The organism is Streptomyces sp. NPDC048514 (assembly GCF_043199955.1).
Classification (GTDB): Bacteria; Actinomycetota; Actinomycetes; order Streptomycetales; family Streptomycetaceae; genus Streptomyces.
In genome coordinates this window covers 114,292-133,402 of sequence record NZ_JBICWT010000003.1, presented here as the reverse complement: position 1 = coordinate 133,402, position 19,111 = coordinate 114,292, and the positions used below count along the sequence as shown (strand labels likewise).

19 protein-coding genes and 5 pseudogenes are annotated in these 19,111 nt (G+C 68.5%); 11 read left to right on the top strand and 13 right to left on the bottom strand.

Going from position 1 to position 19,111, the window contains the following annotated elements; all coding sequences use genetic code 11:
• Positions 1 to 1,118 precede the first annotated feature (1,118 nt).
• Both ACGFT2_RS06580 and ACGFT2_RS06575 read right to left on the bottom strand, forming a co-directional pair.
• Positions 1,119 to 1,958 carry a hypothetical protein gene (locus ACGFT2_RS06580; RefSeq protein WP_393274149.1) on the bottom strand — a complete coding sequence of 280 codons (840 nt, stop codon included), beginning with the start codon at positions 1,956 to 1,958 and terminating at the stop codon, positions 1,119 to 1,121.
• Positions 1,955 to 2,689 carry a MerR family transcriptional regulator gene (locus ACGFT2_RS06575; protein ID WP_393274147.1) on the bottom strand — a complete coding sequence of 245 codons (735 nt, stop codon included), beginning with the start codon at positions 2,687 to 2,689 and terminating at the stop codon, positions 1,955 to 1,957. Before ACGFT2_RS06575 ends, ACGFT2_RS06580 begins: the two co-directional genes overlap by 4 nt.
• 61 nt (positions 2,690 to 2,750) lie before the next feature.
• On the opposite strand from ACGFT2_RS06575, the gene ACGFT2_RS06570 reads away from it, so the two are divergent.
• The 4 genes and pseudogenes from ACGFT2_RS06570 to ACGFT2_RS06555 all read left to right on the top strand — a co-directional run bounded on the left by ACGFT2_RS06570 (position 2,751) and on the right by ACGFT2_RS06555 (position 4,805).
• Positions 2,751 to 3,092 (top strand): hypothetical protein, encoded by a 342-nt coding sequence (locus ACGFT2_RS06570; RefSeq protein ID WP_393274144.1) that lies wholly within the window; start codon positions 2,751 to 2,753, stop codon positions 3,090 to 3,092.
• Positions 3,093 to 3,176: 84 nt separating this feature from the next.
• Positions 3,177 to 3,761 carry a dihydrofolate reductase family protein gene (locus tag ACGFT2_RS06565; RefSeq protein WP_393274141.1) on the top strand — a complete coding sequence of 195 codons (585 nt, stop codon included), beginning with the start codon at positions 3,177 to 3,179 and terminating at the stop codon, positions 3,759 to 3,761.
• Positions 3,762 to 3,811: 50 nt separating this feature from the next.
• A pseudogene (locus ACGFT2_RS06560) lies at positions 3,812 to 3,910 on the top strand (VOC family protein); the annotation flags it as partial.
• Between the two features lie 367 nt (positions 3,911 to 4,277).
• Positions 4,278 to 4,805 (top strand): GNAT family N-acetyltransferase, encoded by a 528-nt coding sequence (locus ACGFT2_RS06555; RefSeq protein WP_393274138.1) that lies wholly within the window; start codon positions 4,278 to 4,280, stop codon positions 4,803 to 4,805.
• A 9-nt stretch (positions 4,806 to 4,814) separates the two neighbouring features.
• Here ACGFT2_RS06555 and ACGFT2_RS06550 read toward each other — a convergent pair.
• Positions 4,815 to 5,623 (bottom strand): IS5 family transposase gene (locus ACGFT2_RS06550; protein ID WP_393274926.1). Its coding sequence is split into 2 segments (ribosomal slippage): positions 4,815 to 5,284 and positions 5,284 to 5,623, totalling 810 coding nucleotides; the frame shifts between segments, so codons are not numbered across the junction.
• Between the two features lie 65 nt (positions 5,624 to 5,688).
• Positions 5,689 to 6,210 (bottom strand): Ku protein, encoded by a 522-nt coding sequence (locus tag ACGFT2_RS06545; protein ID WP_393274135.1) that lies wholly within the window; start codon positions 6,208 to 6,210, stop codon positions 5,689 to 5,691.
• A 320-nt stretch (positions 6,211 to 6,530) separates the two neighbouring features.
• Here ACGFT2_RS06545 and ACGFT2_RS06540 point away from each other — a divergent pair, with 320 nt between their 5' ends.
• A complete protein-coding gene (locus tag ACGFT2_RS06540; RefSeq protein ID WP_393274133.1) occupies positions 6,531 to 6,959 on the top strand; it encodes a VOC family protein in 429 nt (142 codons plus the stop codon).
• A gap of 18 nt (positions 6,960 to 6,977) precedes the next feature.
• Here ACGFT2_RS06540 and ACGFT2_RS06535 read toward each other — a convergent pair.
• From ACGFT2_RS06535 to tap, 6 genes and pseudogenes are all read right to left on the bottom strand, one after another.
• Positions 6,978 to 7,241: pseudogene (locus ACGFT2_RS06535) on the bottom strand (IS5/IS1182 family transposase); the annotation flags it as partial.
• A 410-nt stretch (positions 7,242 to 7,651) separates the two neighbouring features.
• A complete protein-coding gene (locus ACGFT2_RS06530) occupies positions 7,652 to 7,981 on the bottom strand; it encodes a hypothetical protein (RefSeq protein WP_393274131.1) in 330 nt (109 codons plus the stop codon).
• A 257-nt stretch (positions 7,982 to 8,238) separates the two neighbouring features.
• Positions 8,239 to 8,558: pseudogene (gene tpg / locus ACGFT2_RS06525) on the bottom strand (telomere-protecting terminal protein Tpg); the annotation flags it as partial.
• A gap of 65 nt (positions 8,559 to 8,623) precedes the next feature.
• On the bottom strand, positions 8,624 to 9,103 hold the full coding sequence (locus ACGFT2_RS06520; RefSeq protein ID WP_393274129.1) for a hypothetical protein: 480 nt from the start codon (positions 9,101 to 9,103) through the stop codon (positions 8,624 to 8,626).
• A gap of 469 nt (positions 9,104 to 9,572) precedes the next feature.
• Positions 9,573 to 10,130 (bottom strand): telomere-protecting terminal protein Tpg, encoded by a 558-nt coding sequence (tpg, locus tag ACGFT2_RS06515; RefSeq protein ID WP_393274126.1) that lies wholly within the window; start codon positions 10,128 to 10,130, stop codon positions 9,573 to 9,575.
• Positions 10,131 to 10,143: 13 nt separating this feature from the next.
• Positions 10,144 to 12,366 (bottom strand): telomere-associated protein Tap, encoded by a 2,223-nt coding sequence (gene tap, locus ACGFT2_RS06510; protein ID WP_393274124.1) that lies wholly within the window; start codon positions 12,364 to 12,366, stop codon positions 10,144 to 10,146.
• A 632-nt stretch (positions 12,367 to 12,998) separates the two neighbouring features.
• Between tap and ACGFT2_RS06505 the strand changes: the two genes are divergently transcribed.
• The 3 genes from ACGFT2_RS06505 (at position 12,999) to ACGFT2_RS06495 (ending at position 14,614) form a co-directional block, all read left to right on the top strand.
• Entirely contained in the window at positions 12,999 to 13,235 is a 237-nt protein-coding gene (locus ACGFT2_RS06505) for a hypothetical protein (RefSeq protein WP_393274122.1), read from the top strand.
• Between the two features lie 214 nt (positions 13,236 to 13,449).
• Positions 13,450 to 13,923 (top strand): ATP-binding protein, encoded by a 474-nt coding sequence (locus ACGFT2_RS06500; protein WP_393274119.1) that lies wholly within the window; start codon positions 13,450 to 13,452, stop codon positions 13,921 to 13,923.
• A gap of 373 nt (positions 13,924 to 14,296) precedes the next feature.
• Positions 14,297 to 14,614 (top strand): hypothetical protein, encoded by a 318-nt coding sequence (locus ACGFT2_RS06495; protein WP_393274116.1) that lies wholly within the window; start codon positions 14,297 to 14,299, stop codon positions 14,612 to 14,614.
• A gap of 587 nt (positions 14,615 to 15,201) precedes the next feature.
• Here ACGFT2_RS06495 and ACGFT2_RS06490 read toward each other — a convergent pair.
• Positions 15,202 to 15,510, bottom strand: a pseudogene (locus tag ACGFT2_RS06490) (IS701 family transposase); the annotation flags it as partial.
• Between the two features lie 205 nt (positions 15,511 to 15,715).
• Positions 15,716 to 16,186 carry a hypothetical protein gene (locus ACGFT2_RS06485; RefSeq protein ID WP_393274113.1) on the bottom strand — a complete coding sequence of 157 codons (471 nt, stop codon included), beginning with the start codon at positions 16,184 to 16,186 and terminating at the stop codon, positions 15,716 to 15,718.
• A 348-nt stretch (positions 16,187 to 16,534) separates the two neighbouring features.
• Here ACGFT2_RS06485 and ACGFT2_RS06480 point away from each other — a divergent pair, with 348 nt between their 5' ends.
• On the top strand, positions 16,535 to 17,065 hold the full coding sequence (locus ACGFT2_RS06480) for a hypothetical protein (protein WP_393274110.1): 531 nt from the start codon (positions 16,535 to 16,537) through the stop codon (positions 17,063 to 17,065).
• Positions 17,066 to 17,307: 242 nt separating this feature from the next.
• Here the strand turns inward: ACGFT2_RS06480 and ACGFT2_RS06475 are convergent.
• Positions 17,308 to 17,535, bottom strand: a pseudogene (locus ACGFT2_RS06475) (ATP-binding protein); the annotation flags it as partial.
• A gap of 213 nt (positions 17,536 to 17,748) precedes the next feature.
• Between ACGFT2_RS06475 and ACGFT2_RS06470 the strand changes: the two are divergent.
• Positions 17,749 to 17,877: a hypothetical protein gene (locus ACGFT2_RS06470; protein ID WP_393274106.1), complete on the top strand. Its 129-nt coding sequence runs from the start codon at positions 17,749 to 17,751 to the stop codon at positions 17,875 to 17,877.
• 107 nt (positions 17,878 to 17,984) lie between these two features.
• The gene (locus tag ACGFT2_RS06465) at positions 17,985 to 18,872 is read left to right on the top strand and encodes a GNAT family N-acetyltransferase (protein WP_393274103.1); all 888 of its coding nucleotides are present in this window, start codon (positions 17,985 to 17,987) and stop codon (positions 18,870 to 18,872) included.
• The last annotated feature ends 239 nt before the right edge of the window (positions 18,873 to 19,111 follow it).

Below are 19,111 nucleotides of genomic sequence, written 5' to 3'. Positions count from 1 at the left end.
AGCTAGTGGCCCGGACATGCGGTCCATTTGCAGAGTGACTAACTGGGTCAATCGGTGGAGTAGGACTTCGGTCGGGGCAGGGCGTATGCACCCTGATCAGACCGTCGCCGGGCCGAACCGTCTTCCAGCCCGCACGCCTGCGCCGGCTGCCAGAGCTCAACGGGTTCCGTCAGGGTGTCCGGTGCCGCCAATCTTCGGTGGCAATCGGTCAGGGTCGGCGGCACAGCACACACCGGCCGGTATGTGCTTGAGGATTTCACGCAGATGAACCTTGAAAGAAAGCATGACTCCCGGCGTGGGAGTCATGCTTCTCTATCGCCGGGGTAAAGCGGCATGTCACCGGCGACTACCTGGGAGTGTAGGGCCGAAAGGGCCTAATTGACGCTCCATGTCCAACCCACAGGGCAGGATATGTGCATTTCCGTCTCCCAGCTCGGCGGAAGCCAAACCCTGGTGTGGCTCTCTATGTACGGAAACCTTTTTCCAGTTGACTCAACGTACCAGGACTTCGCCGAAAAGGCCTCGAGATTACCGCTGTTGTAAAACGGGGCTGCAGCCGATCCGTACGACCACTTACCCGCCGAGCCGCCAACGGCCCAAGCCCCCCACCGGTCCACATACATGTCCACGGGGTACGGCCACGCAACATTGGCATAGTGGCCCACTACCTGCGAGTTCCCCGTGCACTTGATGTCCTTCACGAACGGGTCGGGTGACGGCGCATCAGCAGCATTCGCCTGCCCGACCAGTCCGAGGCCGAGACTCCCCATCATGGCACTGATCGCCAAAAACTTTCTCATCATTGCGATTCCTTCAGAGCGCAAAATATTAATTTCGAAGAGTAGTGTCAACCTGCACGTGTGTCGTAGGTAATCGATACTCAGTCATTGCGACGTTTGGCTGGGGGAGCGAACGCTGACGGCCGGCGGATGCGGACGGGCTTGGGCCGCAGTGGCGGCCCGTCGTCCGCCGCGGCCTCTTCGGCTTCGGCCGGCACCCGGTAGAGCGAGGCGACCGAGGGGTTTTCGCCTGCGTTCTTCCCTGTCTTGATGACCAGCTTCTTCGCGATCTCGGGGACGGGCCCGGCGTCACGTCGCGGCGAAGACCGAACTGGGTGCTCAGGCGGGCTGACGGAGTGCGCTGACCAGTGCGCGCGGGTCGTCGGCGTGGAAGCGGATGGTGTGGGCCTCTTCCGTCGTGCCGAGCGGGCGGGTGAAGGGGAGCGGCCGGTTCAGCTCCAGGGTCACCGAGGTCTGGCCGCCCACGATGAGGTCGAGGACCCCGTCCTCGGAGAGGGTGATCAGGCGGCCCTCGGGATAGCGCCGGTCGACCCGGACCGAGGCGATCGCGTCCGGTGGTACGGCGAGGTCGAAAAGGGCTCCGTAGCGGATCCGCAGGGAACCGTCGGGGCGCACGACGTGCGGTCGGGTGACGCAGGCGGCGTGCAGTGCCAGTACGAGGACGACGCCGTACAGGTCGAATACCAGGATCACCCGGTGGACTGCCGGCCAAGGGACAAGGAAGGCCAGGCCCACCGTCTCGATCACCATCACGAAGAGCAGCCCGTACATCATCGCGGTCTGTGGCCCGGTGTACGCGGCAGCTAGGTCCCCGGGGCGTACCCCGTGCGTGCGGCGCCGGACCCACCGCCCCAGGGAGGCGAGGGCGCGCAGCTCGTGGTGTACCAGCCGGCGGACCGTCACCGGTACCGCCTCCTGTACGGCGGCTTGCCGCGCCGCCCCGCGGTCCGCGCCGCGGGCGCGCGCGGCGACGTACAGAGAGCGCAGCACCCAAACTTCCAGCAGCAGCACTGCGAACACCAGCGTCCCGGCGCCTGCCAGCGCCCAACCGGGCGGCCGGACACCGGCCACCAGGCAGGCCACCAGGGCCAGTTCCCCCGGCAGCACGGCAGCTACTGCGACCCGCGCCGCCCGTACGCCCCTTGGCCGGCCACTCATCCCCGGCCCTTTTCCACGAAAGCCGCCATGAGCCGGCCCACGACTTCCGCCTGCGCCGGGGTGTACTCGGCGAGCAGCGCCTCCTTGAACCCGGTCACGACCACCCCGTCCTTGGGGATCGCGGCGAACAGTTCCTCGGGGACGGCTGCCATCAGGTCGGCTGCCAGGGGTGCGATCCGCGGATCGTCGGTGGGGGCTTCGGCGAGCCCGTCGAGGCGCTCATAGAGTTCGACGACCGCGGGATCGGCGACCAGCGTCCCGAGCAGCCCGAGCATCTCTTGGCTACCGGTGCTGGTGGCGTCCAGCAGCGTGAGGTACTCGCGGTCCTTGGCCGCGCTCGGCGAGTCTGTTCGGGGGGCCTGTGCCAGCAGCGCGGCGAGGGCGGGCGAGACGGGCCCGGTCGCGCCGGGCGGCTCGGCGAGCAGGGCGCTGAGCCGGCGGCGGCGCTCCTTGATGTCGGCTTCCTGGCGGGCCAGGTCGGCGTCGAGTTCTTCCAGCATCTCGGTCAGTTCGCGCTCGGCATCGTCGGCGAGGACGTCGCGCACTTCATCGAGGCTGAGGCCGAGTTCGGTGAGTCGGCGCACCCTGGCGAGCAGGACGGCGTCGCGGACGCTGTAGGCCCGGTAGCCGTTGGGGCGCCGCTCCGGTTCCGGAAGCAGCCCGACATGGTGGTAGTGCCGGATCGCCCGGGTGGTGAGCCCCAGGAGCGCGGCGATCTCTCCGATTCGCATGCCGCCAGTAGAAACCCTGCCGTTGCGTCAAGGTCAAGCGCACGAATGAGGAGCAACGGCCATGGGAACCATGGTCTCGGTCAGGGGCTGGCTGCAGTGTGACGACGGACAGCTGGCCCAGATCAAGGAGATCGTGGAAGCGGACGATCCGGAGCGCACCTGCAGCGGGGACTGGGCCTTCCCCGCGAGGGTTCACAACGGCGGCCTGGTGATCGGCCTTCCTGATGGGGATTACCACTACCTCGACGCCCAGCTAGATCACGAAGTCGCACTGGAGTGCTGGTCGAACGCTCTGAGAGCCACGCGGCCTGAACGACCGCGATTGATCCACGGGTCATGCCTCCTACCCCCTCAGCCTGGCGGCAGGCTGGCGCGCCCGACCGATGAGTTTGCCGGTGGCTGAGGTCTTTCCTTAGGACAAGCCCGCACCGTCGGCGGATCGGGAAACGCCGGATCCCGGTGTCATGGCGCAGAGATGGAGTTCAGGGTGAACAATCCGATTCGGCTGTACATGTCGATGTCGCTCGACGGCTATATCGCCGGCCCGGACGATCGGCCAGGTCAGGAGCTCGGACGCGACGGCGGACGGCTCTTCAACTGGCTCGACGACCGGGAGTCGGACGGTCCGAGCGGCCATGTCTACCGCGAAGCGCTGGCGACCGGCGCGGTGATCTCCGGCCGTCGGACCTTCGAGCTCGCCGGACGCTGGCAGGGCGACCACCACGACGGCGTGCCCATCTTCGTACTCACCCACCAGGTGGATGACGGGGACGTGCCACCCGGCCACGCGCGTTTCGTCACCGATGCCGAGGACTGCGCCCGGCAGGCTCGCGCAGCCGCAGGAGACCGGCCGGTCATGGTCCATGGGGCGGGGGCGGCCCAAGCACTTCTGCGAGCCGGGCAGGTGGACGAGATGGAGATCCACCTGGTTCCGGTGCTCCTCGGGGACGGCCGACGGCTGTGCGACCATTTGGGTGGTGATCACATCGAACTCGACCTCGTCCGACGGCTCGAGGATCGAGACGTCACTCATCTCCGCTACCGGGTGCGTCGACCCGAGGAGGCCGTGTGAAGACTCTCTTCGTCTCCTACCGCGTCACCGACCTGGACCGCTCGCTCGCGAAGACGTCGTGGCTCACGGACCCGGATGGTTACCGGATCGAGTTGGTGGAGTGGCCGTCCGGACATCCCGACGGCATCACCGCAGCAGACTTCGCCTGAGGCGGCCACGGTCTGCGGAGCGACGTAGCCACCCCTCGGCGCGATCGCGGCGAAACGCGAGGCGACACCCCACCCCATCCACAGGTCTTGACGATTACTCGAGGGGCTGCTCCGGCCGGGCCGGTCCTCGGACGCCGGCCGCATCGGGCGCCTCGCCCGGGCGGTTCCTGGGGTCAGGCGCTGCGCGGACGCCGGCCGGCTGTCTTTCTCGCTGCCGTTTTCTTCGCCGCGGTCTTCTTGGCCGGCTGCTTCTTCGCGGTGGCCTTACTGATCGTTTCAGAATGAAGCGCTTGGCCAGAAGTGTTGGCTCCTGCGGCTCGCATAGGTTGGCAGGTCTCATCCGACGCACCGCCACGAGGATCAGCCCATGTACAACAGCACCAGGATCCGCCTGATAGAGCTCAGCGACGCCGCCCCGATCGCCGCGCATAGGGTGCGGGACTTCGAGACTTTCCGGCCATGGGAACCTGCCCAGCCGGCCGACTTCTTCACCCCGAAGGGTCAGGCGGAGCGGATCGACAGGCTGCTGGCCGGATACCGGGCCGGCACGGTCTGGCCGGGCGTGGTACTCGCCGACGACCAGGTGATCGGGCAGGTCACCGTCGGAGGCATCCTGCCGCAGCCCCACCTTCGCCGCGGTTCCGTCGGATACTGGATCGCCAGCGTCGCCCAGAATCAAGGGCACGCCGGGCGCGCCGTCGGGCTTGTACTCCAGGTGATGACGGACGAACTCGGGTTGCACCGCGCTGAGGCGTCCACCAATCTGGAGAATCTGCCGTCGCAACGGGTGCTACGCCGCAACGGGTTCAGCCCGTACGGCGTCGCGCACTCGTCCATCTTTCTCGACGGGAGCTGGCGGGACGGGCTGCTGTGGGAGCGGGTCCTGGGCGACTGACTGATCGTTTCACAACGAGGTCCGTAGGCGGCGAAGGCGTATGAGACTGCAGGCCAGTTCGAGTAGGCCCTGATGGAGGTCAGCACGTCTTTCGTAGCGGATGCGGAGTCGTTTGAACTGGTGAAGCCAGGCGAAGGCGCGCTCGACTACCCAGCGGACTTTGCCCAGTCCGGAGCCGTAGGCGGTACCACGTCGGGCGATCACGGGTTTGATGCCGCGTTTCCACAGCAGGCGGCGGTACTTGTCGAAGTCGTAGCCCCGGTCTGCGTACAGTCGCCGGGGCTTGCGCCGAGGGCGTCCCCGCAGGCCCCGGATCGAGGGAACCGCGTTCAGCAGGGGCAGAAGCTGGGTGACGTCGTGCCGGTTTCCGCTGGTGAGCGTGACGGCGAGCGGGGTTCCGTGCCGGTCGACGATCAGGTGGTGCTTGGAGCCGGGGCGGGCCCGGTCGACCGGTGAGGGACCGCCGTGGTCCCCCCTTTGAGAGCCCGGATGTGAGAGCCGTCCACGGCACAGTCGTCCAAGTCCAGCAGGTCGGCGCGGCGCAGCTCGCCCAGCAGGGTGGCGTGCAGGCGGGGCCAGACACCGGCATCGGTCCAGTCCCGCAGTCGACGCCAGGCCGTCACACCGGAGCAGCCCACACTCTCTGCGGGAACGTCACGCCAGGCAACACCGGTCCGCAGCACATACATGACGCCAGCAAGCGCCGTTCGGTCGGGAACTCGCAACCGTCCCGGATGGCGACGGCGCCGCTCGGGAGCAGGGGGCAGCAGCCGAGCCACCCGCTCCCACAGGTCGTCAGGAACAAGATCAACACGCACCCCGGACACCCTGCCGACCAAGATCGCCGAGCGCAAGACCCCCAGCTCAACTCATTCTGAAACGATCAGTTATTCGCGGTGGCCTTCTTCGGCTTCGGCAGTTCGTGCACCTCGGCGGGGCCGGTCTCCTCGCGGGTGGCCTTCGCCTTTTCCACCGACGCGTTCAGTGCCGCCGTCAGGTCGAGTACCTGGGCGGGCTCTTCCGGCTCGGGCGCCTCGGGCAGCGGCCTGGACTCCCGCTTGGCCTCGATGATCTGCGCGACGGCCTCGGTGTAGCGGTCCTGGAAGGCCTCGCCCTCAAGGTCGTCGGTGGTCATGGTGTCCATCAGCGCGAGCGCGCCTTTGATCTCCTCTTCGCTGACCTCCACCGGGGCCGGGAGCAGCTCGGTGGGGTCGCGGATCTCATCGGGCCAGCGCATGGAGTGCAGCACCAGGACGGCGCCGCGGACCCGCAGCAGTCCCAGGCGTTCGCGGCCCGACCAGGCGTACTTGACGACGGCGACCTTGGCCGAGCGGCCCAGCGCCTTGACGAGCAGTGTGTAGGGCTTGGCCGCGGCCTGGCCGGCGGGCTGGAGGCAGTAGCCCACGGATATGTCTACCTCGGTCCCCTCACCGCCGCCCCTCGCCGTCTGCCTCCACTCATGACCGTGCTGCGCCGGATTCCATCGGCAGCTCGATCTTTGGCCGCAGCGTGGCTGATGAATGGCGTTGTCCCCGCCTGTGGTGATCGCTAGGGTCGGTCGGGTGACTGCCGGGTCGGCCATGGGCCACGCACGAGTGAGGTTCCCGGCCTCGGCGTGAGCCCGAGGCGGGCAAGAGGCCCGCCCCCCTTCTTCGAGTCTTAGCTCCCGGCGCCCGCATCCGGCGCCTCGTTCCAGCGGATCCCAAGACCGGAGATATACCCCTGATGTCCCATGACCAGCAGTACCCGCATGAACCCGAGCTGCCGACGGCTGGCGTCCAGCTGAACCACACTGCCGTCTACGCAAGCGACCGGTACCTGTCTGCCGAGTTCCTCGCCGTGGTCCTGGGCTTGAAGGTCGGCGCCCCGTTCGGGCCGTTCCTGCCCGTCGACCTCGGCAACGGCGTGACGCTCGACTACTACGAGAAGAGGAACGAGCCGATCCAGTCACAGCACTACGCCTTCCTCATCCCGGACGAGCAGTTCGACGCTGTGATCGCCCGCCTGGAGGCGGTCGGGGTCACCTACTACGCCGACCCCGGCCACACCGAGCCCGGCCGGATCAACGGCCTGTTCGGTGGTCGCGGCGCCTACTTCGGCGACCCGGACGGTCACAACATGGAGGTCATGACGCGGCCTTACGCCCGTCCATAGGGGGTGACAAGGCTGTGCTCAAGAGGCGCGTCGGGTGAGGTGCTTGATCCAGATCATCGAGGCGCGCAGGTGGAGTCCGGCGGGGTAGCTGTCCGGCGTCATGTCGTACCGGGTGGCGATGCCTAGCCAGGCGTTGAGCTTGTTCATCAGGCGCTCGACGGTGTTCCTCTCCTCGTAGAGGTCGGCGTCGTGGCTGACGGGCCGGCCGCCTCCGGAACCTCTCTTCCTCCGGTTGGTGGCCTGGTCCGACTATTCCGGGATGACGGCCCTGATGCCCTCCTTAGCCTCACAGCAACTTCCCACCGCCTGCATCCAGCGGCACTAGGCAGCAGCCGGGCGGCACTCTAGGACAGACCGCTCCCGCCCAGGTTCTGCCGCGTCACCCCCCAGATCTGGCGGCGCGTCAACTGACCCCAACGCCCTCAAGCGAAAGTCGCCTTGCGAGGGCCTGCCTCGCATCACTGATCGGCGTCGGGCAAGGCACAGCATTCCTGGTCCACAGCGTCGACGGGGTAGCCATCCGGCCACCGGAAACGCGAGTGCCCCGGACCAACTGGTCCGTGCGACTGAGCGCTTCAGTTGGCGGGTGAGCGGTCGCTTGGCGACGTGGGCAGAGGGCAACGCCGATGAGACGGCCGGTCTTCGCTGACGAACCGGCGGGCGGCAATCCGCACCCGCTGCAAGGCCGCCGTTCACAGGCCAAGGGCCAGCAGGATCGTGACCGTCGGCGGGACCGGTGCGACCCAGCCCGCCCAGCGCCCCGCCCTGGCCAGGGCGGGGCGGCGCCGGCACAGCCAGAAGGCCACTACAAGCAGTGGAGTAGCCGTCCAGGACCCAAACCAGCAGACCGTGACGACCGCCACGGTTCGAGAGTGAACCTCCGCGGCCATCCCGGCAAAGGCCCCGAAGAGAAACGCCATCGGAATCAGGGCCAGCGCCAGGGTCGTGACCCACCGCAACACCACGTCGGTGACAGGGGTCGCGGCGGCGCGGTCCGTGGTCAGGAAGGTCGTCTCGTGCATGGGTACAGCCAATCGGCTCCGGCGCCGGTTCGCTTGCGCGGGAGTACTCAGGTCGGCAGGTCTTCGTACTCATCCTGCAACGGGCAGCCGGCCGTGCGTCGACGCCGGGCCGTCCCACGGAGCTGCGGGCAGTGGCCAACCTTGAGTTGCAACCAGTCGAGACCTGCTTCGCAGGACACTCGCCGACTCAAGCGCTCAACCGCCAGGTGAAGCGCTCAGTCACAGCCCGGGCTCGTAGCCTGTGCGGGGCGCGGTTGCTACAGGTCGAACTCGAGGTGCGCGATGTCCGTGAACCGGACCTCTTCCAGGCCGCCGCGCGGCGGCCGCAGTCCTGGAGGTACACCTCCTTGAGCGCTTCGGTCGCGATCTCCTGGAGCCGGGCGTCGCTGGCACCCTGCTCCTGGGCCTCGAAGAGGCGGGCGGCGTAGACGGGCGGCGGGGCGACGGTCAGGTGCCGGATGCGGTCCTGGTCCGTCGACCCGATCGGCGCGGTGTAGCCCATGCGGGCGCGGGTGTCGATGACGATGCCGTCGGTGGTCGCCGCCTTCTGCCGGGCCTTCGCCCGGACCTGCGGCCGGCTGTCTGGGGACGGTGCGAGGACCGGGGACCAGGACCCCGGCTCACCGCCGTCGTCGGTCTCAGTCAGCCCGTGATGCCCTTTTCGAGGATGGTGCTGGGGTCCACAGGCTCGTCCGGCTGCTCGAGCTGCTTGGGCTGCTCGGGCTCTGCCGGGGGGCCTTCCGGCTCCTCGTAGGGGTTCGGCGGGGCCTTTTCCGGAATGTCCAGCGGCTCCGCCGGAGGGGTATATCCCCAGGTCACCACCGGGGGGTCGGCCGGCTCCTCGTAGGGGTTGGGCGGGGCCTTGTCGGGAATTTCCAGCGGCGCGTCAGGCTCCGTCGGAGGGTCGGCCGGGGGCGGGGGGTCTGCGGGGAAGGGGCCCATCGGGGGGTCCACCGGATCCGCCGGCGCGCCGGTGTCGACCGGGGCGGTGGTTACCTCGGTCGTCGGTGCCGCTATCGCGGTGGTGGCGGGGAGGACGACGGCTCCCGTGACCGCCGCGGCCGCCGCCGCGATCGTCGCGACCCTCAGGCGGACGGAGTTCTTTTGGATCTTGTGAGCCATGGGTGTCTCCCGCTGGTAGTGAAGGGCGCCCGTCTGGTGCCCTTGGCCTCGGTTCCAGTAGGCCGGAGCCACCCCTGCGGCGTCATGCGCCGGGTTTTCGGGGCTTGACACCGCCGTTGACGCCGCCGCGTTGTCCACGGCTTGTCGACCTGCCGCCGCACTGGCGGCCGCTTGCTCGCCGACGGATCGGGTCGGGGTGCGCTTCCAGGGCCAAACCGTCGGGACCTGCGCCCCAGCGCATGCCGACAGGGCCAAAGCGTCGGGACCTGCTCCCCAGCGCATGCCGACAGGGCCAAAGCGCGCATGCCGAGGGTGTTGCGCGGCGCTGAGCTGGTGCCCCACGCGCCGATCTGGGCAGGCCCTACCCGCTGAAGCGCGACCCGCGCTCGCCCTCGGGGAGAGCGGGTCCCTGCCCAGAGGCCGGCCGCCATAGTGCCGCCGAGGCGAGCCCGCACGCGCGACGGCCCGGCTACAGCTCGAATTCGAGGTCGATCAGGTCGGTGAGCTCGACTTCGAGGCCGTGGGCGCGGCGGCCGTTGTCGCGGAAGTAGACCTCGCCGAGTGCTTCGGCGGCGAGTCGGCGGAGCTGGTCGTCGGTGAGCCCGGCTTCCTGGGCCTGGAAGAGGCGTGCGGTGTGGTGGGGTGGCAGGGCGAGGGTGAGGTGGCGTACGCGGGCGTCGTCGGTGCTGCCGGGGGCGGCGGTGTAGCCGAACCGGGCGCGGACGTCGATCATGATGCCGCCGGTGGTGGCCGCGGTCTGCTTGGCCTTGGTCCTGATCTGCGGCTGCCAACGCACGCGGACCTCACGCTCGAGACGGTCGGCGAGTTCCGGCCGGGGCTTTTTGATCTGGTTCTTCACATACCGCTCGACGGTGCGCTGGCTGATGCCGAGCAGGTCGGCCACGCGCCTAGTGCTGCGCTGGTGCTGCCTGACCAGGTAGCGCATCTGTGCCCCGGCGGTCTTCGGGATCGGGCGCGTGAACGCGCCCTGCACCGCCTTGTCGAGTTCTTCGCCGATCGTGACCATCGCCGTAACCGACCTATTCTCCGGTGTCCTTGGTGGTGACCTCGCCGGTCTTGATGTAGCGGGCGAGGTTGGCGACGTGGCCGTCACCGGCGAGCTCCTCGAGGACGTTGGCGCCCCACAGCACGCTCTGGGTGCCCTCGTGCTTGACCATCCCGGGGGAGACGCCGAGCCGGAAGGAGCCGGGCACGGTCTTGCCGTCGGTGTCGTAGGGCAGGACGTCCAGCGCGCTGGGTCCGTCGGCGGCGTACACGGCGCAGTCCGAGAGGACCGCGACCGGGTACCGCCCGGTGGCCGCGGCCAGGTGCAGCATCTTGCGGTGCATGTTGATCCGGGCCCGGGAGATTACCGCGGCGCGGATGTCCGGCCGCCACGTCGGCCGGGACAGAGCGGGCCATGGCTGCCCCGGCTTCCAGCCGCCGCCGCGGGCCTTCTCCCGCAGCTTGCCGATGCCGCCCTTGACGGTCATCTTGACCGCGTCCACGACGATGCCCAGCTCAGGATCACGGCTCTTGTAGCCGTCCATCGCCTCCAGGAACTCGCCCGGGGGCAGCTTCTCGGCGACACCCAACTCGGCCATGGTGGTGACGTAGGCATCGCGCAGCCGCTTGTACCAGCCGTCCAGGAAGCGGCCGCTCTCGCGGCGCACCCACGCCTCCGAGGGGGCGACGTCGTAGCCGAGTTCGACGGCATAGGCGACCGTCGGGGTGGCGTACCAGGCCGGACCCGTCGGGCGCCGGCCGGTCGGCGTGAACGGGCTGGGCAGCAGGTCCCCGTCGAGGTCCCGCCACTGCTTGCCCACCTTCACCCGGGACGCGTCGACGTGGGAGAGGTCGACCAGCCACGAGCCGGGCAGCGCCGCATCGAAGACCGGGTTGGTGACGTGGACAGGCGGTGATGCCAGGCCGACGACGGCACCGTTGGCGCCTGCGGCGAACGCCAGGTTCACATCGAGGCCGACCAGGTGGCGCTTCATGCACTCGGCGTCGGTCAGGTCCCGTGCCCAGTCGTAGGCCTCCTCGAACAGCTTCTCGTCGGGGCCGCGGACATGGAAACGGGGCAGGTCGGCCAGGACGGGGTGCCCGTCGGTCGCCTCGCACGGCGCCGGGTTCATCGGCTCGGTACCGAGAGAGCCGGGCCGGTGCTCGGAGTGGCGCCTGCCGTCGGCGTCCGGCTGGCCGGCGCGGGTCGGCGGGTTGAGCGCGGTCATCAGCTGCAGCCCAGTGACGGCCGCAGACCCGACCGGGGTCATCACCCGCGTCGCGTACGCACCCAGCACCTGCGCCAACTCCGCCGGCTCAAGCTGGGCGGCATGCCCCCACGCGCGGCCCTCGAGGGCGCCCCAGGAAGGGATGCACAGCTGCACGCACTGTCGCCGCCCGCCGTGGGCGGGGCGGTAAATCCGCGCCCACGGTCCCAGCCCCCGCTTGGTCAGCTTCCACTCGGCGCGCTCAAGGTGCTTGACGGCTTTGTGCCCCTGGGGGAGCCGCCCGGCGAGCCGCTCCTCGTGCGACAGCGCGGCGGGCAGGCCGTAGCGCTCGCACGCCGCCTCGGTGAGCACCAGCAGCGGATCGGCGTCCTTACCCGAGCCGTGCAGCCGCTCCGCCCCGAGCCGCCCCTCGGTCAGCGTCCACTCGACCAGGGCGGGCAGGGACTTGGCGGGCACGTCGAGGATCAGTCCGCCGATGCCGTAGCCGGTCACGTTCCGGTCGGAGTCGGCGTCGAGGACGAGCAGCGGCCCGTGCGCGTACGCGCCGCTGACCGCGGGCTGGTCTGCCGGGGCCGCCTTCTTCGTGCCCGTGCGGCGGGAGGCGGGCGCCGGCCGAGACGTCGCCGCCGGGGCGCGGATAGCAGCGGGGGCAGCGGGCGCGGTGGTGTCGGACGCCGCGGGGGCCGCGGCAGCGGGCTCCGGGCCCGTGGGCGCAGGCGGCGCCTTCGGCACTGTGGAGGGGGTCTGCGGCGCAGCGGTGTGCTCCTGCGGCCCGCCGGTGCTTTCCGTGGCGGGATAAAGCTGCGTGAGCTGCTTTAGCAGGCGCGCGTACGCGTCCCGCTGCGGCGGTCGCGGCTCGGTCTTGCCCGCCTCCCAGTCGCCGATGGTCGCGCGGCGCACGCCCAGGGCGGCGGCTACTTCGTCGAGGGTGAGCGCATGCGCCTGGCGCAGCCGCCTGCGCTCTGCCGGCGGCGGCAGCGGTGACCGGGACGCCACCAGCGCGTCCACTGCGTCGAACAACTCCGACATGAAGCACCTCCGACCTCACCTTAACCGATGAAACGTACTAGCTCCGCACGGTCAGCGTACTGATCCCGTGCAACCTGCGTACGATGGGTTCTGACCGGGCGGTACAGTGCCAGCACGGAAGGCGTGGTGATCGTGTTCTCGACGGACGTCGAAGGCCGGGCCGATCCGGTGGCGGCCCGCGTCATCTCGACCGCCGCCCCGTAGGCGCTGGCCGGCCTGATATCGGTCGTGGGGGAGGGGGAGGACCACATCCACCGTCGCCACGCGCGGCCGGGCGTACGACGTCGCCCGCCACCAGCAGGCGGCAATGCCCGAGCAGCTTTCGATGCCGCGCATCCGATGCCGCGCATCCGATGCGGTGCATCTCACCGGCGATGCCGCGCATCCACTCCACTCGGTGGGCTCCACACCACAAAGTGGAGTCCACCGGGCGGGAGTGGACAACACCGATCTCGGCCTCCACTCCACTGGGCGGAGCCCACCGGCCTGAGAGTGGACGACATCGCCGGGATGGCGTGCATCCACCCGGCGTGTCTCCCCTTGACCACGACCCGTGTCAGGGGCAACGCGTCACCACCAGCCCGCACACCACTCCCGCGCCGCCGGCCGCACCGATGGCATTCACTCCCACAGTGGTGCTGCTACAGCTCGTCGAGCATCGGTGTCGGACTGCAGTGACTGGTGAGGTATACCCGCAGGTCCCGGACAGGGAGGCGGTCTTCTGCCGGGTGGCGGAGGGTGCCGTCGAGGTGGAGGCTGTAACGGGTTTGTCGTCCGTCGCGCTGGGGGCTGAGGAAGCCGACTTGTTCGAGGCCGGTGACGATGCTCTGGGCGGTGCGCTCGGTGTGTGGCAGGCCGCAGAGATATAGCGAAGGCGCAGGTCAGAGGTATGGGCGATGGTCAGTAATACACATGTGTGGTTCTGGCCTGTCGGTCCACGGCGCGCCTCCTTCTCTTCCTGCCTCAGCGGCTATATCCGCTGGAAAATACAGGAAAGAGACTTCACCTCAGCAGGTGCTGAGGGTGCGGTTGGTGGGTAGGCGGGCCGGGCAAGGACAACGCTTCGGAAGTGAGGCGAACCCAATGGACACGCCTGGGAAAAACGAGTCCCAGCCGTCCGCGGACCGTTCAGTGGCGGTTTCCGCGCCGTTCCAGGGCAGCGAGGACATCGCCGCGGCCCGCGACCTGGCCCGGTCGTTTCTTTCAGATGTGCGGTTGGTACATGGGATGGCGGTGTCTGCCCGCGCGGAGGTCATAGTCCAGCTGGTGGTGAGCGAGCTGGTCACCAACGCCCGCAAATATGCGCCGAGCCCGTGCCTGCTGACACTGGAGGTACGTGAGGGTGCGGTGGAAGTGACGGTGTGGGACAGCGAGCCGTGTCTGCCCGTCCCCCAGGCGTCCGACCCGGGCCGGGTGGGCCAGCATGGGCTGGAGATTGTCGTGGCGGTCTGCCGCAGCTTCGAGATGCACCGGGAGCCAGTCGGCAAGCGGATCACGGCCGCCGTGGTACTGGCCGACGACGCCGTCGGGGACCAGGGTGGCGATCAGGTGTGCTGATCAGGCCGCCAGGCCCAGATCGCTGTTCATGAACGCCGTCACCCATCTGTAGCGCCGGAAGGTGGTCGAAGCCCCGCTCCACCTGCTTGGGGGCAGGGGTGTGCGGTACGGGGGCAGGTACGCCATCAGACTCTCCCTCACGATGGCGCCGTGTGACTCGCGGCGTCTTTCCCGCATGGTCTGCGCGCTGACCTGTGGACGGAGGAGGAGAACCCTCCCCCCAATTCGAATCGGACGAATCGGGGCCGCAAGGGCCAAACCAGGCCTCTAGCCGTTTCCAGCCGAGCTGCTGTGCTCGTGTCCACCGCCCCAGATCCTCGCCCTGCCGTACAACGTCGCCCGGCGTCATAGGCAGCGCGCCGTCGGCTTCCAGGTGCTGGCGGACGAGTTGGAAGGCCTCGGGGCGGTCACCGCGGCGCTTGTGTGGGCGCCGCGTGCCGCGTTCAGCATCGACGGCGGGTTCGAGGCACATGCCCGTGACCTGAGCGTGATATTCGTCGATCTTCCGCTCGTCGTGCTCGGCGGCGCCCTGGTTCCGCTACTGGCCTGGGCTCTGACCACACGCTGGACGGGCAGGCCATGGGTGGCGGCACTCGCAGCCGTGACGGCTTTCGCGCTCGGAATCTGGGGACTTCTGGAGTGGTGGACCCCTCGACAGCACCCGGACCCCGGCTACGGACCAGGAATCTGACCTTCGCCCTGCCCGCGGCACCCCAGGAAGTGGCTGGCTACCCCTCCGGTATCCGTTGTGTCAAAAATCGTGAACATCCAGAGACGCGGCTGATTGCCACCTGCTGTCCAAAGCGACCGACAAACGCTGCCCCTGGAAATGAACAAAGCCAATTGCCCGAGGGGGAAGTTCGCGAGCGAAGCCGGCCACCTCTCGGCATCCACCGCCTGGTCCACCCCGCCGGGCACCCGGCAGGTGAAGGGCACCTTCAGGTCACCGTGTTCGCGGGCGTAGATGACCGCGGCCTCGATGCCGCGCCGCCAGTGCTCGTGTTCCGGGCTGAGAACCCGCAGGTTGATGAACGCGGCAAGCTGCGCCGGGTCGCGCGGCGTGCTGAACCTCAGCAGCGCCTTCGCGGCCCGCTCACGCCGCCTCTGCCCTCGGCCCCTGCCCCGGCTTCACCGTCGGCTTCCCGCCCTTTGGCCGAGCGGCTGGGAGCCTGCGGTTCGGCGAGGGTCTCCAGGATGCGGGCGTCGTGTGCCCGGAGCGTTTCCAAAAGCCTGGCCAACCCGCCGAACGCCCGCCAGGTGAGCATGCTGTCGGCCGTCTCACCCGGACCGAGCAGTACCGGGACGACCAAACTGGCCGTCTTCCCCTCGCCCGGGCTGCATCCGCAGCGCCCGGCCGACAGCCTGGACGGCCATGGCCAGGGTCATGTGGCGGTGGTGGCCGGGGTAGCGGCGGACCTGGTAGTCGTCCAGGCCGCATTCCTGCTTGGCGGTCTGGAAGCATTCCTCGACTGCCCAGCGGCTGCCCGCGATGCGGATCAGCTCGTCCACCGTCATGTCGGCGGGACAGTGGGCGATGTAGTAGGAGATCTCCTCGGGCCTGAGTTTACGGCCAACGGATCTTCGACTGGGCCCGCGTCGAGGTGCGGCCCCGCATCCAACGGAGCTCCTGCTTAGCAATGATCTTGGTCAACACGGTTCTAGCAGGGGCTTCGTGTTTGCTGCAGTCGGCTTGACGCATCAGCTGCAGACCTACTACACAACATTGGTACTAGAGCCCCCGTCCTCCTGGTCGCGGAGGCGGGGGCGCTGCGGTGTGCGAGGTCTGGCAGCGTCAGGTCTGGCACTGCGAGGTCGCCGCGCTGGACCAGTTCGACCAGGCGCCCCCCGCCGGCCTCACGTGGACGCGGATCGTGATTTTGACCGGGCCACAGATGCGGGTGGCGGTGGCGACGGCGATCGGGCCGACCGTGGAACGCCGCTGCACGATGGTCCGGCCGCTGCCCATTTTCATCCAGTCGTCGCCGTCCCCCTGCACGTGGAGGTACGCCTCGTACTCGACCCATGAGGCGTGGGAGCGGGAGTTGGTGATGAGGGCGTGGGCGGTGATGTCGCGCCAGAAGATCTTCCCGTCCTTCCAGCGTTCGGCGGAAATACAGCCCCGGGCGCCGATGTTCTGCGTCGAGACCCCGCCGCCGCAGGCGACGGCAGCGGCGTGGGCCTGGGCGGGGAAGGCGAGCGCGGCCACGGCGGCTGCCGCGACGAGGGCTCCCGTACGTTTCATGGTCCGGGCGGTTTTCGTCATGGCGGAACCGTATCCGCTCGTTCAGTCGCCCGTCCCGGTATCCGGCACAGCCACGGTCTGGTCCTGGACGTCTTCGACCACGGTGGCACCGACCAGACCGAGACCGAGCAGGTTATAGCCGCGACGAGCATTAACGCGCTGGCCGCTTCTGTACACCCCGACAAGGTGGGGCTGGCGCCGGACCGGATCGCTCCGCGCCGCGAAAGAGATCGAGCCGGAACCTGCGCCGCGTAGGCAACGGCGCTGGTCATTCCTCGGTCGCTGATCCCGATACCCGCGTACTTCTCGTCCAGGATCTGCCGGCGGCGCTCGGGTCTCCGCGCCGTCGAACCGGTACCGCTCGTTCACTTGTACGCCGACACCGAAGGCGGCGGGGTCGCTCTGGTGGGTGTAGTCGCCGTGATTCCACGCGGTGGCGTTGGCGTGCTCGTTGACGGTGGAGTGGACGAAGAGGTGCCCGGTGCGCTTCCGAACCTGGGTGTGGTCATCACCTCGGTCAGCCTGTCCGCGGACCCCAAGACGATCCTTCCGGTGGAAGCGGCGCTCGGACAATCCGTGGCGCAGCGTCCGTTCCTCGGAGCTGGCCCGCTCCTGGCCGTGGACGGCAGCAGCGACTTCATCGCCGTCACGGGACGCCGGCTGTCCGTCCGCGCACTCATCGACGGAGCCGAGACCACCAAGGTGACCGTCAAGATTCTCAGCGCTGCCGAGGCCGTCAATGTCGACACGTCCCACATCATCGTCATCGGCCAGATCGAAGGGCTCCCGGAGACGGCCGACATCGAGGACCTGTTCTCCACCAAGGACTATCTGGCTCTACAACAGGGCTACCGAGGTCATCTTCAACGAGCAAGATTTGAGCACTCCCGACACGCTTAGACGATCACACTTGCTGCACGTGATCCACACGTGTGAACCCGGTAGACCCCCTTCCTGCTCCCGCCGCGCAACCGGTCAGCTCCGACGACGCGGGCCTCCGCCCCGAGTGCCTCATGCACGATCCCCGACAAGGCTTCACTATCCGTGAACTGCCGCATCCGCCGACCCTATCCCCGGGCCAGATGCACCGTTGGCCGAGTCGACTTCCAGTGAATCAGCCGGCCTTGGCCAGGTTCTTCGGCTCAGGCACGGGTGCTGGCGAGGCGGTAGGAGTCGGTGCCGGTTTCGATGACGGTGCTGTTGAAGGTGAGGCGGTCGGCGATGGCCGCGCAGAGGCGTGGGTCGGTGCAGGGCTTGGTCCAGCCGCCGAAGGACTCGTTGAAGGCGATGGCGACGCCGTTCTTCTCCTCCCGCTCGGGCAGCACCTGGAACGGCAGTTCGGCGCCGTGCCGGCCGAGTTCCATGTAGCCCGCGGCGCCGGGAGGCTCGGTCGCTGGCGAGTACTACGGCGACCTGGTCCGCGTCGCCCTGATGGAAGCACGTCCCGCGGGCCTGCACAGTTACCAACTCATGGCTGCGACCCGTCTGACCCGCTGGCAGATCAGCCGAGGAATCCGGCACGTCCGCGATGTCGTCGCCGCAGAGAACCTGACCCCGATCACCTGGACACGTCGGAGGGCCGCATGTTCTCCGAACGCCTGCCCCAGCACTCCGAAGCCCACCTGAACTGGGCCCTCATCACTGTGCTGACGCGACGCCTCACCCGCAAGAGCCCCCGCACCAGCGAGTGGGCGAGGAAGATCCGTGCCTGATCAGGAGCAGCTCGTCACGTGACTGGAAGGCGTGGCATCGGCCGCGGTGGCGACAACACCTTCGAACGAACTGCTCCCCGAGTCGAGCACTTCCGAGATCATGAATCATGCTCCCGGACGACTGGCACCTCACTGAAGACGTCAACGACTTCCTCGCCCGAGCCGGAGACTTCCTGCGCTCACGGCCTGCCCTGCACAACACGCCGTTGACGGACATCGAGAAATTGCGGACACGCGAGACTGGCGCCCATAGTGCCGAAGCCAACCTTTTCGGTCGGCTGGAGTCGGGGGGTGAGGTCCGTGCCATCTTTTATCGCAGGCCGCGCGGAGACCTGTGGATCACTCCCCTTGCTGCCGAGCCGACTGGCGCCCTCGCGGCTCACCTGGCCGACCTCGGCCACTCTCCCACAGGAGTCCTCGCCGACCACGACACCGCCACAGCCTTCGCGGATGCATGGCAACGACAGACGGGTGCAGCGCTGAATCCTTTCTGGCGTACGCATCTCTATCGTCTCGGCACGCTGACCCCTCCGCAGCCGCAGGCTCAGGGCCGGGGTCGCGTGACGGGCGCACAGGACCACGAGCAAGTCGTGCGCTGGTGTCGTGAGTTCTGCGTCGTTGTCGGGGAACAGGCCTCCGTCGACTTGATTGACGCCGGCTCCTGGGCAGACTCGCGCTTCGGCGACAGACACTTCACGTTCTGGGAGACCCCGGACGGCACCCCCGTCTCCATGGCGGCCGCGACATCGATCGTCGGCGGGATGGTCCGGGTGGACCCCGTCTACACCCCGGCCCACCTCCGCAGCCGCGGCTATGCGGGCGCCGTGACGGTCGAGGTGAACAGGGCCGCGCTGGCCGCAGGCGCGACGGACGTCGTTCTGTTCACGGATCCGGCCAATCCCACCAGCAACGCCCTCTACCAGCGCATCGGCTACGTCCGTCTCGCAGACTTCACCGGATACAAGTTCTCGTTCGGCACCCCAGAAGCCGGTTAGGGACACGACTGGCGCCAGACGCACCTGCTGTCAGGGAGCTACACCGCGGACGCCGCTCTGCCGTCACAGCGGGGAGAAAGAAAAACACCTGCTTAGAACTCCTAACGAATTGACCTGGGGGTTGACCAGAGCGAGCAAATCTCCAGCGGTGTACAGCAGTTCCCCCACCCCCCCCCGAGGCGGGCCACCACGACGAGCGGGCCCGATGTCAGTGCCGTGTGGCACTGTCGGCCCCGTGA